General features: G+C 36.9%; 12 protein-coding genes. 2 read left to right on the top strand and 10 right to left on the bottom strand.

Annotated elements, in window-relative coordinates:
• Window positions 1-9 precede the first annotated feature (9 nt).
• The 6 genes from ACLJX0_RS08440 to ACLJX0_RS08465 form a co-directional block, all read right to left on the bottom strand.
• The gene (locus ACLJX0_RS08440; protein WP_410879758.1) at window positions 10-1,692 is read right to left on the bottom strand and encodes a tetratricopeptide repeat protein; all 1,683 of its coding nucleotides are present in this window, start codon (window positions 1,690-1,692) and stop codon (window positions 10-12) included.
• Between the two features lie 35 nt (window positions 1,693-1,727).
• Window positions 1,728-2,681 carry a PstS family phosphate ABC transporter substrate-binding protein gene (locus ACLJX0_RS08445; RefSeq protein ID WP_410879759.1) on the bottom strand — a complete coding sequence of 318 codons (954 nt, stop codon included), beginning with the start codon at window positions 2,679-2,681 and terminating at the stop codon, window positions 1,728-1,730.
• Window positions 2,682-3,053: 372 nt separating this feature from the next.
• The gene (locus tag ACLJX0_RS08450) at window positions 3,054-3,908 is read right to left on the bottom strand and encodes an energy transducer TonB (protein WP_410879760.1); all 855 of its coding nucleotides are present in this window, start codon (window positions 3,906-3,908) and stop codon (window positions 3,054-3,056) included.
• A gap of 26 nt (window positions 3,909-3,934) precedes the next feature.
• Window positions 3,935-4,480: an ExbD/TolR family protein gene (locus tag ACLJX0_RS08455; RefSeq protein WP_410879761.1), complete on the bottom strand. Its 546-nt coding sequence runs from the start codon at window positions 4,478-4,480 to the stop codon at window positions 3,935-3,937.
• Window positions 4,481-4,502: 22 nt separating this feature from the next.
• Complete coding sequence (locus tag ACLJX0_RS08460; protein WP_410879762.1) at window positions 4,503-5,132, bottom strand: biopolymer transporter ExbD; 630 nt, start codon at window positions 5,130-5,132, stop codon at window positions 4,503-4,505.
• Between the two features lie 60 nt (window positions 5,133-5,192).
• Window positions 5,193-6,029, bottom strand: coding sequence for a MotA/TolQ/ExbB proton channel family protein (locus ACLJX0_RS08465; RefSeq protein WP_410879763.1), 837 nt, complete (start codon window positions 6,027-6,029; stop codon window positions 5,193-5,195).
• 335 nt (window positions 6,030-6,364) lie between these two features.
• Here ACLJX0_RS08465 and ACLJX0_RS08470 point away from each other — a divergent pair, with 335 nt between their 5' ends.
• The gene (locus ACLJX0_RS08470; RefSeq protein WP_410879764.1) at window positions 6,365-7,927 is read left to right on the top strand and encodes a helicase HerA-like domain-containing protein; all 1,563 of its coding nucleotides are present in this window, start codon (window positions 6,365-6,367) and stop codon (window positions 7,925-7,927) included.
• A gap of 4 nt (window positions 7,928-7,931) precedes the next feature.
• On the opposite strand, the gene ACLJX0_RS08475 is transcribed toward ACLJX0_RS08470, so the two are convergent.
• Complete coding sequence (locus ACLJX0_RS08475; RefSeq protein WP_410879765.1) at window positions 7,932-9,278, bottom strand: FAD-dependent oxidoreductase; 1,347 nt, start codon at window positions 9,276-9,278, stop codon at window positions 7,932-7,934.
• Window positions 9,279-9,386: 108 nt separating this feature from the next.
• Here ACLJX0_RS08475 and ACLJX0_RS08480 point away from each other — a divergent pair, with 108 nt between their 5' ends.
• A complete protein-coding gene (locus ACLJX0_RS08480; protein ID WP_410879766.1) occupies window positions 9,387-9,551 on the top strand; it encodes a hypothetical protein in 165 nt (54 codons plus the stop codon).
• Window positions 9,552-9,573: 22 nt separating this feature from the next.
• Here ACLJX0_RS08480 and ACLJX0_RS08485 read toward each other — a convergent pair whose 3' ends face one another.
• From ACLJX0_RS08485 to queA, 3 genes are all read right to left on the bottom strand, one after another.
• A complete protein-coding gene (locus ACLJX0_RS08485; RefSeq protein ID WP_410879767.1) occupies window positions 9,574-10,656 on the bottom strand; it encodes an agmatinase family protein in 1,083 nt (360 codons plus the stop codon).
• A gap of 60 nt (window positions 10,657-10,716) precedes the next feature.
• A complete protein-coding gene (gene kynU / locus ACLJX0_RS08490; protein ID WP_410879768.1) occupies window positions 10,717-11,997 on the bottom strand; it encodes a kynureninase in 1,281 nt (426 codons plus the stop codon).
• 124 nt (window positions 11,998-12,121) lie between these two features.
• Window positions 12,122-13,171 carry a tRNA preQ1(34) S-adenosylmethionine ribosyltransferase-isomerase QueA gene (queA, locus tag ACLJX0_RS08495; RefSeq protein ID WP_410879769.1) on the bottom strand — a complete coding sequence of 350 codons (1,050 nt, stop codon included), beginning with the start codon at window positions 13,169-13,171 and terminating at the stop codon, window positions 12,122-12,124.
• Between the last annotated feature and the right edge of the window lie 32 nt (window positions 13,172-13,203).

Below are 13,203 nucleotides of genomic sequence, written 5' to 3' on the forward strand. Positions count from 1 at the left end.
TATAATTCCTTATCCTTTATTTATTGCTTCTATTGTTTTTTTAGCAAAACTGTTCGAAGGATCTAAATTTAGTACTTTTTTAAACTCCTCTACCGCTTCTGAGTTTCTATCTTTGTTGGCATAATACGTAGCAATTGACGTATGAGCCTCAATAATCTGGTCTTTGTTCGAAGGATCTTTCAATTCATTCTTCTCTCCTAGCACTTTCAAGAACCCTTGGTATGATTCATACATGCGGTCATACGCGTCCACGTGATCAATATAGCGGTTTGCACGCGCTCTATAGAAATACGCCTCTTGTGTTAATGGTGAAGCTTCAATTGTTTTTCCTAAATACTCATCTGCTTTTTTCAACAAATCTTCACTATCTGGACGTTCTGTTGATCCCAATAAATAGTATGAATACCCCACATAGTAATTATCATAAATATAACCCGATGATTCTTTTATATCTGCAGAAATACTTAAGATATCAATTACATTTTGATACTTCTTCTCTCTAAACAAATCTATACCATAGCGGTTAAATTCACCTGCAATTGCAATTTCTACATTGACAGCATCTTTCAAGTGGTTCAAACCTTTATTATACAATTCTTTGTTCTCTCCATCCTGAGATAAACCAATTTCAGATAGTCCTAAATACATATAATCACGCCCAATTGCATTTAAGCTTTTTGACTCTTTTAAGTATACTTTCAAGAATTTATCTAAAGCATCTACACTAACCTGGTAGTTTTTATTTTCATAAGCAGCATACCCTAAATAACGGTAGATACGAGGATTTACTCCTTTTACATCTTTCATTTGTGTAGCTACGCGTTCCAATTCTGGATAATTTTCCGTCAAGACTAAGAAATCTGCATAGCGCATTTGAGAATCAATAGAATTCCCTGTTGCTTTAATGAATTTTTTATAATTTTCACCTGCCTGTGCAATTAACTGTTTTTCTTGTTTGGCATTTACTTTCGACCACATATATGAAATTTCAGCAATTTCTCTATACGCTGGTGCATAATCAGGTGTTGTTGCTAAGATTTCTTCACAAGCTTTGATTGCATCCGCATAAGCTCTTGCACGCTTTGTAATCATAGCCATTTGCAGCTTCGCCTCTACTAACGTAGTATCTAAATCATACGCATTTCTAAATGAAGCGAACGCATCATTCAAATTCTTTTGCTCTAAAAATGCACGTCCTAAAAGCAAGTGTCCCATTGGATTACTATAATCTTTTGCTACAACATCAGCCGCAATCAACTGTGCCTCTTTTGGATTAGGCATCTTCGAATTTAAATATGCCGCCGCAACTAACAACTGTTCGTTGTAGTCTTTCTTTTTAATATCTTTTTCTGCTTTTTTGAAATTCGCTACAGCTTCAGCAGAACGATTATTGTCTAATTCAATTTGACCTAAACCGATGTAGTTTAATGAACCTTTTGATTTTGCTAAAAGCCCTTTGTCAAAATAATAACGAGCTGAATCCGATTGATCTTCTTTTAAGAACACATCTCCTAAATAGAAATAGTTCATTCCATCCGCTGGTTTCTTCCCTATTAGTTCTTTTAAAATATCTTTTGCTTTATCAAATTGTTCTGCATTGATAGCTGTTTTTGCTTCATTTATACTTTGAGCAAAAGCAAAAGAACTACTTAAAGCTAAAGCTAACAATGAAATAGAATACTTTTTATTCATAATATATCGTTATTGTTTTATAAGTATGTGGTTTATTATTTAATTTCTTTGGTCACTACAATTTCTCTAGGTGGTGTATTAAAAGGAAACAAGCCTGATTTTAAAACAATACGTTGTCCTTTATAACCAGCAATATACGAAGCAAATCCTGTTCCTAAGCCATTTTTTCCTTGCATATCCCAAACATATAGTTTGCGAATCAAAGGATAAGTTTCTTCAGCAATATTGTTTTGACTTGGTTTATAGTATCGGTTATCTGCTGTGTTTTTCACCGCTAAGACTTTTACCGCCTCAATATTTTTTTGAATCTCGGCATTGGGCTGTGTCAGCCAATTCAATCCAATTACACCAATAGCTTTGGGATTCTTCACCACATAATCGATTACTTCTTCTGTGGTATTCAAGAAATAGGCGTAATCTTTAGGAAAAGCATCAAAACCCGTTGCTTTGCGGAAAGAAGCAGAAACGCTAGAATTATAGTTATCAAAAACCAAGAAAGAATCTTCTTCGCTTACGCGTCCTGTTTCTAATTTTTTCAAGATTGCTGTATAATCAACAATTGAATCTGTTGCTGTTTTACTTGTTACAAAAACAATTGCATCACTAGCGAAATGCGTTTGTTTAGGGGCAACAACTCCTTTGTAGTGCTCTTGTTCTTCTTCTGTCATTACTCGTGGCAACACAGCCACTCGAATTGAATCCGAGAACAGTAAATTAATGATTTCGCGTTCCGACTTAGAAAGCAAGTTCAACTTCGCGTGTTTATATTCATTTTCAAATAGAATTGCTACATCTTCCACAATAGGAAACACCGATTCATCTACTCCGATGGTTAATTTGCCCGTTAATAACGTTTCTTCCTGAGAAACTGCTTCCGTATTGGTATCAGCAGGGGTTGTGTTTTTATCTTTACATTGAAAGAACAAACTCGTTGTTGCTAAAACACCAGCTAAAATTCCTATTCTAGCAGCGCTTCTTCCTTGAATCATATAAAACAAATTTAGAACAAAACTTAGTTTGCTCATTTTCTTTCGTCTAAGATAGATATTCTTTATAAGAAGGAAAAAATAAAAGTATTTTTTAACATAAAAAGGAGGAATAAAAAAAGCTTCGAATAATTCGAAGCTTTTTTTAATCTTTTCCCATATTAGTATTCCACAAGCGGTAGAATCTAAAAAAACCATAGACTATCAGAACAATCCCGAATAATATTCGATGATTATCTTCCATTTGAAAGGGCAATGACTTACTTACGATAAGTGCTATTCCGCAGAACAAATAAAGAAGAAAAAACAAGAGTCCAAAAAAGAACAAAAATCGCTGTAAAAGCGATTTTTGTTTGAATTTATTGTTAAACATTACTATTGTACTTGAATTGTAATTGGCAATGTAAATTGAGATCGAACAGTTTTACCGTTTTGTACCGCTGGTTTCCATTTCGGCATGTTAGACAACACGCGTACTGCTTCTTTTCCAGCTCCGTAACCTGGGTCACGTACAACTTTGATATCGGTTAAAGATCCGTCTTTTTCAACGATAAACATAACGATAACACGAATAGATTTCACACCTGAATCGATGTCTGGGGTTCTAAAACGTTGAATAAATTGTTTATTAAACGTTTGCATTCCTCCAGGGTACTCTGCTGGCACTTGTACAGCAATGAAAACTTCGTTTCCATCTCCGTCTCCACCAGACCCAGTTCCTTTATCCGCTTCTCCTGTTTTCTCGGTAATCTTGATTTCCCCTTTGTCCTTATCCCCTTTCAGGTCTTTCTTACCAACCTCTGCATCTTTGAAATCCTCTTGTTTGGCGATTTCTTCTTTCACTTCCTCTTTCTTCGCAATTTCAGGTTCAGTAAACTTTTTCGTATCGTTTATTGATTTAACCTCATCTGCTGGTGGAGGTGGTGGAGGTGGTGGTACATCCTCTGGTGGTGGTGGTGGAGGGGGTGGTGTGTTATCTGGTAAATTTATATTTTCCATTTCGATAACCTTATCCAACTTATCCACCTTATTGTTTCCAAAAGTTCCTTTTGCCATATCGATTAACATTGGGGAAACCAATGCTAAACCGAACAAAGCAATTCCTGAGAACAAAGCTACAGTGGTTACTTTTGGGTTTTCAGATCGCAATTGATATGCTCCGTAAGACTTGTTACGTCCCTCGAAGATAATATCAACCCAATCCTTTTTAAAGATATTTAATTTTGACATAATTTCTTAATTTCTCAGAACGTTAACTACTTCTCACCTAATATTTCTAAATCCTCAGCTGTGATATCTACTAATGCATATGATTTAATACCTGAGATAGCCATCTCATCTAAAATATCAACTAAGTTGCGATACGTAGCTTTTTCACTAGCTCTGATGATTACGATCAACCCTTGGTCTGCTTTTTGTGAATAAGCTAAAGCGGCTTTGTCTTTCTCTAACAATACTTGACGAATTCCTGCTTTACCGTAGGTCTGATCTGTAGGTCCTTCTAATGGGTTGTTTACCATACCCATATACCATTTCAGTTTGTTATCCCCGCCAATTAGTATGGTCATTGTACGGTTCTCATCTACTTTTGTTTTTTCCTCCTCTATTTCAGTATCTGCATCCTTATCTGGCATCGCAAGATTCATAGACTGAGGCTTATTCATAGATGTCGTCAACATAAAGAACGTAATCAATAAGAAGGCCAAATCCACCATCGCAGTTAAATCTACTCCGGCATTTTGTTTTTTACTTCTTACTTTTTTGTCCTTATTGCCTCCGCCGCCTGTATTTAATTCAGCCATTTACAGTTTAATTTTTTAATGATTAAAAATCTTCGTTTCTAAGTCCTGTAACTAAGAAGAATCTATTTACACGTTGGGCTTGCAAGATATCGATAACGTTTTTCACTGCTGGGTAGTTTGCTTCTGCATCTCCCTTAATTGCAACGTCTAACACTTTGTTATTTCTTTCTTTTGCCACTACACGTGCCATCTCTACCCAATCTTTCAATTGATTGTTTACAGAATCTGTTGGAATACCTGGTTGGTCTGCACCAACTTTGTTTCTAACGTCTGCAGGTAGATTTAAAAATTTCTTCAAATCGTTAATAGGAGTTCCGATACCTTCAGTATAAGCAAATACTTCTTTTTCTTTATCACTAAACTCTATCTGATAACGACTACCCATTTTTTCAAGCGTAGCAATACGATCTTCTTTACCTACAACTCCGAAGAAAACCTTTTCATCACCTGGTTCTCCCCCGATTGTAACAGTTGCTAAGTTACTTTCAGGTAATTTCGTTTGAACGGTTGAATTTGGTGTATCTACTGGTAATGGCTCCGGAAGCTTTGCTGTCGATGTTAATACGAAGAAAGTTAAGAGTAAGAATGACACGTCACACATTGCGGTCATATCTACGCTCATACTCTTCTTTTTCATTTTACCTTTAGCCATTGATAAATTATTTTAACTCCTATATTTTTCAATATAAGATAATTAATACTTATTCTAAAATTATTTTACTAATCCTTTGAATCTTCTGTATGCTTGAGTAATAGCAAATCCAGCTTCATCAATTGAATAAGTTAATCTATCAATTTTTGTAGTAAATGAGTTATACATTACAATCGCTAATGTTGAAGTACCAATACCTGTTGCAGTACAAACTAACGCCTCAGAAATACCTGTTGCTAATGCAGCTGAGTCAGGAGTACCAGAAGTCGCTAAAGCGGAGAACGCTTTAATCATCCCTGTTACTGTTCCTAATAATCCACATAATGTACCGATAGATACTAACGTAGCCAATACGATCATGTTTTTCTCTAACATTGGCATCTCAAGCGTTGTAGCTTCTTCGATTTCTTTTTGGATAGCTTCTGTAGCTTCTTCGCTGTTGTATCCTTCTTTTTTCATTTGTTGATACTTCACTAAACCAGCTCTAACAACGTTAGCTACTGACCCTTTTTGAGTATCACAAGCTTCCATAGCCTCTTCGATTCTTCCTTCATTGATAGAAACTTGGATTTCTTTTACGAATTTCCCAACATCTCCTTTTCCTGAAGCTTTAGAAATCACTAAAAATCTCTCGATTGAGAAAACAATTGTCATAGTTAATAAACCAATTAACACAGCAACTACGGGTCCTCCTTTATAAACCATCCCCATGAAGTTACCTGGTAGTGGATGTCCTGCTGGATCACCATTTTCAAAGTTCGCTGGATTACCCATTACGAATTGCCAAATAAGGTAACCAAAAACAATACATAATACAACGGCTAATGATGCAAATAATCTACTTGCTCCTGAGCTTGACCCTACTTTTTCAACTGATTCGTTTGATACGTTTGTCATCTTTTTAAAATTTAATTCTTTTTTTTCAATTATTACTTATTACTTTTTTACTTTTTTAAAGTCATCAGTGTCGCAAATTTATGTTTTTAGATGAAATAAAAAAATTAAAATCCATTTTTTTAAAATAAGCTAACCTTGACTTAACATAAGTTTTTTTATACTTACCTTAACTTTTAAAAAATAGTAAGCAGTGGTAAAGATAATAAGTCTAAATGAATTTTACTATCTTTATTTCACCAACACAGTTACATTTAACATTTAATATTTATAACATTTGTTCATGTTTACTTGTGTATTTTGCTAAAAATCATCTTTAATTATACAAAATACTCAAAATGAGCCTAGAGATTTTTAAAACTGATATCATAAATGGTTATAGTCATAAAACTGATTTTATTACCATTGGTTGCGCAAATTTGGATCAAAAAATTGTCGCAGATACCTTTGTCAATCTACCGTTAAAGACCTTTAATCGCCATGGATTAATCGCAGGAGCAACCGGTACAGGAAAAACAAAAACCATCCAAGTTTTATCCGAACAACTCGCCTCAAAGGGAATTCCCGTGTTAATGATGGATATAAAAGGTGATTTTAGTGGTATTGCCCAACCAGGAATATCCAATGATTTTATCCAAAATCGCCATGTGCAGATGAATATTCCCTTTGAACCTAGCGGATTTCCGGTTGAATTACTCACTCTTTCCCAACAAGAGGGGGTGCGATTACGCGCAACCGTTGCCGAATTTGGTCCCATTTTACTGAGTCGAATACTTGAACTCAACGATACACAAGCGGGAATCATCGCACTACTTTTTAAATTTGCCGCCGATCAACAGCTTGAACTAATTGATCTAAAAGACTTTAAAAAACTATTACAGTACTTAACCAATGAAGGGAAATCCGAAATTGAAGGCGAATATGGACGTATTTCACCTGCTTCGACGAACGCTATTCTGAGAAAAGTAATCGAATTGGAGCAACAAGGGGCAGATATATTCTTTGGGCAACCTTCCTTTGATGTAAGTGATTTGATGCGGTATGACGACCAAGGTCGTGGCTATGTTAATATTCTGCGTTTAACAGACATTCAAGACAAACCCAAGCTATTTTCTACATTTATGCTTAATCTGTTGACTCAAGTGTACAACAAAATGCCGGAACAAGGAGATAGTGGACAACCAGAATTAGTTATTTTTATTGATGAAGCCCACCTTATTTTCAATGAAGCCAGCAAAGCTTTATTAACTCAAATTGAAACCATTGTTAAGCTCATTCGCTCTAAAGGGATTGGAATTTACTTTATCACGCAGAATCCAACCGATATTCCTCAGGGTGTTTTAGCTCAATTGGGACTTAAAATTCAACATGCCTTGCGTGCTTTTACAGAAAAAGATAGAAAAGCCATCAAATCTGCTTCGGAGAACTTCCCTTCTACTGCCTACTATACAACAAATGAAATTATCACCCAATTGGGAACAGGAGAGGCTTTAGTTACCGCACTAAATGAAAAGGGAATACCTACTCCTTTGGTTGTTTGTACGATGCGTGCACCGAGAAGCCGCATGGATATCTTAACCGAAGAAGAAATCAAAACCATCCTAAACCAATCCAAACTAGTAACGCGTTACAACCAAACGCTCGATACTGAAAGTGCATATGAGGTGTTACAAAGGCGAAGTGAAGCCCTAAATGAGCAAGCAACACCAGAGGCAAAACCAACTGCTACCGCTAAAAAAGAAGAGCCCACTCTTACTAAAAGTGTGCTAAAAGTTGTCACAAGTGCCACCTTCATCAAAGGAGCCTTTAGTTTACTCACGAAATTAATAGGGGGACCTACTCCTCCTAAAACAACTAGAAAAACCACCAGTAGAAATACGACGTCCAAAAAACGAAAATAGAGGATTAACATCCTCTATTTTCGTTTATCAACTGTTTTATTTTTTCTTCTATCTCGCTGCTATCCCATCGTTTTTCTATCCCTTCTATCGCCATAATCACATCCATAATTTTGGCTTGTTGATCTCCAATAGCTAACGCTTCTTGGTACGTACCTTGACTAAAAGTTACACGATCGTACAAAGGCAACCACAAATCGGGGTATTTTTTAGCAAACTTGCTTTCTATTTTTTTGCGCAACAAAAACAAGGGATTAGCGGTCTGTTCGCTCATTTCCTTAAAGTTGCGATAGGATAGCTCGGCAATAGCATCTGCATTCACTTTGCGTGAATGTTGGTACTGATCCAAGGCTTCTGTCCAATTCTCTGGATTGCGTTGCAAACAATCGAGCAATACATCTACATCTTCCAGTCCAGCATTGAGTCCTTGTCCATAAAAAGGCACCACAGCATGAGCTGCATCGCCAATTAAAGCTACTTTATCTTGGTATACCCACGGAAAACATCTTGTGGTCACTAATGCATTTACGGGATTATCGCGATAGAGTTCCAACAAATCAGGCATTAATTGTAAGGCATCGGGAAAATGCGTTTGAAAAAAGGTCTTTATTTCTTCTGGCGTTTGAATAGAATCAAAAGACACAGCTCCTTGATAAGGCATGAATAAAGTACACGTAAACGAGCCCTCCATATTGGGCAAGGCAATCAACATAAAGTCTTTCCGTGGCCAAATGTGAAAGGAATGTTCATCCATAGCAAAGCCACCTTCTGCTTTTGCTGGAATCATCAGCTCTTTATAAGCAATTGGCAAATAAGATTGTTGGTATTCAAATCGACTGCGTTGCTGTAAGCGGTTTCTCACTTTAGAATACGCTCCATCAGCACCGAAGATGATGTCATGTTGAATTTCACTCCACACGTGCTGTTCTTTCTCGCTCGTATATAGCACTCCTCTTTTCATATCCACACTCCAAATAGGCGTATGGAATACAAACTGAACCCCTATCTCTTCTGCCCAATCGACTAATTTCTTATTCAACCCACCCCGTGAAACCGCCCAGATGGATTCGCCGTGAATACCATAGGGTTGTTGTTCTTCTCGATCGACGTGATGAATAGCGCGTTGATGCATGGGAATTCCAAACTGGCGCACCTTTTCTTCGAGTCCAACCCGTCTCAACATTTTCCATCCACGTTCCGAAAGGGCTAAATTAATCGATCGCCCTGAAAAATCAATGGTGCGAATATCGTCTCCTTTTTCATATACAAAAACTTGATGTCCTTGTTGTTTGAGTGCAATGGCTAACACCGTTCCAACCAAACCACTCCCTACAATTGCAATACTTTTCCCCATATTCCCTTTCAATATTTGAATCTTTAATATAATTACCTAATTAATATTTGAATAGTGTTTTTTGCTTTTTTCATTATCGATTACTTTTAGCCTACACTCTTAACCGTAATGAAAAACTTAATTTGGATCATCGTTATTCTACTAACAGGTTGCTGGTATATTTGTCAGTTTATCCTTTCTATTGATGGCTTACTGGTCTATAGTTTACTGACATTTGCCATCCTTTTAACGCTAATCAACTGCTTTATTATCAAAGCAAATGAAAAAAAATAATCCCTTTAAAAGGGATTGTTTTTTATTTTTCAAACGTTAATTCCTTTCCAACAGCCAATCCTTGTGATTTTGCGAATGCTCCACACATGTGAAATAAGAGTCTTGCCCCTACATTTCCATCCCAATCATCTTCACCTGGTGCCACTTCGACTAAATCCATTCCAATGATTTCTTTCTTGGTTTCAGACAGTCTCGTAATTAAATACGTGGCTTGTTCAAAGGTCAATCCACCAGGCACTGGTGTTCCAGTATTGGGGCAATACCAAGGTAGTAAGGCATCAATATCAAAGCTGATAACAACTTTTTGCGGCAAGGAGTCGATAATTTGATTGCATTTTGTTTTCCAACTCATGCCTTCAAATTCATCTTGCTTCAAATCTGCATCGGTATGAACCAAAACACGACCAGAGGTTTTCACTACATCCACCTCTTGTTCACAGAAATCGCGAATTCCCACTTGGACAATTTTCTCCACTTGAGGTAATTGCAACGTATTGAACATGATAGAAGCATGCGAATAGGTAAATCCTTCATAGGCTTCTCTCAAATCCATATGTGCATCAAAGTGTAAAATTCCAAATGAATCGTGGTGTTTCGCTACTGCTTTATAATATCCCAGTGGTGTACTGTGATCTCCTCCTAATAGCACCACGCGTTTTCCTTTACTCATCCAATCCGCCACTTTTGCCTCCACTTCTTTGTGTAACGTATCACACACTTGATTGATGGTATTCAAGCTCTCTTGTAAACTAGGATGATCTGCTAAATCCTCCCCATTTTCTAAGGCTTCAATAATAGGTTGAGCTAGCGTTTTATATTGGGCACTTTGTTCTTGCCAATGTGCTGGTGCTTCATCAAAATAAATGCCCAACTTCCACAATTCAGGGTATTTCTGGTGTAGCAAGTCTACTTGGTAAGAAGCGTCCAGAATTGCTGCGGGTCCATCTGATGCACCTGCTCCATAACTTACCGTTACTTCCCAAGGCACGGGAACGACAATAATTTCACTTTCTTCTGCTGTAAATGGCAAACCATAAATAGTTGCATCTGCTAATCCAGGTTGAGACGGATCAAAAGTCTCTATTTTTTGTTGCTTTGTTGACATATCGTACGCTGTTATTTTTCGCTGCAAATTTATAAATTAAATCACAGGGTTTACTCAAAATTAGTTTTGACTTAGAATTCCTTCTTTTAAGATTTGTCCAAAGTGATACATATCTTCAAAACTTGTGTACAAAGGTACGGGTGCTAGGCGAATTACATTAGGTTCTCTCCAATCCACAATGACTCCAGCCTCCATTAAATAAGTAAACAAGGCGCGTCCTTCTCCATGTAATAAGATAGACAATTGACTGGCGCGTTCACTTTGTTCTGTTGGTGTGATTATTTCAAAATTCCCCCCTACCTCAGCACCAATGGTATTGATGATAAACTCTAAATAAGCCGTAATTAAATTTCTCTTTTCAATTAACTTAGGCATCCCAATTTCGGCAAATAGCTCTACGGATGCTAAATAAGGAGCCAACGTCAAGATTGGTAAATTACTAATTTGCCATCCATGCGCCCCTTCAATAGGATCGTACTTTGGTTCCATCAAAAAACGTCTTTCTTTGTTGTGTCCCCACCATCCGCCAAGGCGAACAAGCGCTTTGTTGGTATGGTGTTTTTCATGGATAAAACAGCCCGAAGCATTACCCGGTCCCGAATTCATATATTTGTAACTACACCAAGCGGCAAAATCCGCATCCCAATTGTGTAGCTCCAAATTAATATTTCCAGCAGCATGAGCTAAATCCCATCCAACATATGCCCCATGTTCATGTGCTTTAGCCGTGATGGTCTTCATATCCAATACTTGTCCTGTATAATAATTTAAACCTCCCATTAGCACCAAAGCCAACTCATCTCCTACTTCCTCTATCTTTGCCAAGATATCTTCCAATCTAAAATTGTGTTCTCCTGGTCTGCGTTTTACCTCAACAATCACCTCTTTAGGGTCTAATCCGTGCCATTTGACCTGTGTCTGAATTAAATACTGATCACTAGGGAATGCTTTTTCTTCGCATAAAATTTTGATGCGTTTTCCTTTCGGTTGATAGAATGTAGCCATCAACAAATGAAGGTTTACCGTTAACGTATTCATTACCGTAACTTCTGAAGGTTTTGCTCCTACAATTTTACTTAAAGGCTCACTAAATCTTTCGTGGTAGTCCCACCAAGGTTTATTCGCATAAAAGTGTCCTTCTACAGCTAACTCTGCCCAATCCGTCATCACTTCATTTACATAATCTACTGCGCGTTTCGGCTGAAGTCCAAGTGAATTTCCAGTAAAGTAAATCACTTGTTTCCCATTGACTTTAGGGAAATTAAATTCATTTCTATAGTTTGACAAGCTATCTTTAGCGTCGAGATTCTGAGCAAAAGCTAACGTATTTTCAAATTTCATGGTTTACTATTTTGGTTTTTGTAAATGTAGAATTTTTATCAATATTTCTACTATTTTCTACTTATAAAAAATCCCTTGCTGGAATTGCAAGGGATTTTTTATCAATATCATATTTTTTGTTGATTTACAAAATCAACATCGCATCTCCGTAAGAGTAAAATTTATAGCCTTCTTCCACCGCTTCTTTGTATGCTTTCATCATTAAATCATGACCACAAAAAGCAGAAATCATCATCAATAAGGTTGATTTTGGCATGTGGAAATTTGTAATCATACAATCTGCAATACTAAATTCATAGGGAGGAAAAATAAATTTATTTGTCCATCCTCTGAAAGGGTTAAGCGTTTGACTCGAAGAAACCGAGCTTTCTAAAGCACGCATACACGTTGTTCCTACAGCACACACTCTGTGTTTGGTTTCTTTGGCTTGGTTTACCACATCACAAGCTTCTTGAGAAACCACAAATTCTTCGGAATCCATTTTGTGTTTTGACAAGTCTTCTACTTCTACCGGGTTAAACGTTCCTAATCCGATGTGTAGTGTAATTTCAGCAAATTTAATTCCATTAATTTCCAAGCGCTTCATCAAGTGCTTAGAAAAGTGTAATCCTGCTGTTGGGGCAGCTACTGCACCTTCTTCTTTCGCATAAATCGTTTGGTAACGCTCTGCATCTTCTGGAACTACTTCTCTGTTGATGTATTTTGGAATTGGAGTTTCCCCTAACTCTTGCAACTTTGCGCGGAATTCTTCATACGAACCATCGTACAAAAAGCGCAACGTTCTACCTCTAGATGTTGTATTATCAATGACCTCAGCTACTAGAGAATCATCTTCTCCAAAATATAATTTATTTCCAATTCGAATCTTACGCGCAGGGTCTACAAGTACGTCCCATAAACGTTGTTCTTCGTTTAATTCACGCAATAAGAAAACTTCAATTCTAGCACCAGTTTTTTCTTTATTTCCATAAAGACGTGCAGGAAATACTTTCGTATTATTTAAAACCATGACATCCCCTTCTCCAAAATAATCCACCACATCTTTGAATAATTTATGTTCGATTGTCCCCGCTTTACGGTCAATAACCATTAAACGAGCTTCATCTCTATTCTCAGCTGGAAACTCTGCCAATAATTCTTCTGGCAAATCAAAATTAAAGTTTGATAACTTCATTGAAAACAATTTTAATTAGTTCAATAAAAAGA

This window comes from Myroides sp. DW712 (assembly GCF_046557355.1).
Taxonomy (GTDB): Bacteria; Bacteroidota; Bacteroidia; order Flavobacteriales; family Flavobacteriaceae; genus Flavobacterium.

Coding starts and splice junctions, on each gene's coding strand:
- ACLJX0_RS08440 (WP_410879758.1), bottom strand. CDS start 1,692: ATGAATAAAAAGTATTCTATTTCATTGTTAGCTTTAGCTTTAAGTAGT.
- ACLJX0_RS08445 (WP_410879759.1), bottom strand. CDS start 2,681: ATGATTCAAGGAAGAAGCGCTGCTAGAATAGGAATTTTAGCTGGTGTT.
- ACLJX0_RS08450 (WP_410879760.1), bottom strand. CDS start 3,908: ATGTCAAAATTAAATATCTTTAAAAAGGATTGGGTTGATATTATCTTC.
- ACLJX0_RS08455 (WP_410879761.1), bottom strand. CDS start 4,480: ATGGCTGAATTAAATACAGGCGGCGGAGGCAATAAGGACAAAAAAGTA.
- ACLJX0_RS08460 (WP_410879762.1), bottom strand. CDS start 5,132: ATGGCTAAAGGTAAAATGAAAAAGAAGAGTATGAGCGTAGATATGACC.
- ACLJX0_RS08465 (WP_410879763.1), bottom strand. CDS start 6,029: ATGACAAACGTATCAAACGAATCAGTTGAAAAAGTAGGGTCAAGCTCA.
- ACLJX0_RS08470 (WP_410879764.1), top strand. CDS start 6,365: ATGAGCCTAGAGATTTTTAAAACTGATATCATAAATGGTTATAGTCAT.
- ACLJX0_RS08475 (WP_410879765.1), bottom strand. CDS start 9,278: ATGGGGAAAAGTATTGCAATTGTAGGGAGTGGTTTGGTTGGAACGGTG.
- ACLJX0_RS08480 (WP_410879766.1), top strand. CDS start 9,387: ATGAAAAACTTAATTTGGATCATCGTTATTCTACTAACAGGTTGCTGG.
- ACLJX0_RS08485 (WP_410879767.1), bottom strand. CDS start 10,656: ATGTCAACAAAGCAACAAAAAATAGAGACTTTTGATCCGTCTCAACCT.
- kynU (WP_410879768.1), bottom strand. CDS start 11,997: ATGAAATTTGAAAATACGTTAGCTTTTGCTCAGAATCTCGACGCTAAA.
- queA (WP_410879769.1), bottom strand. CDS start 13,171: ATGAAGTTATCAAACTTTAATTTTGATTTGCCAGAAGAATTATTGGCA.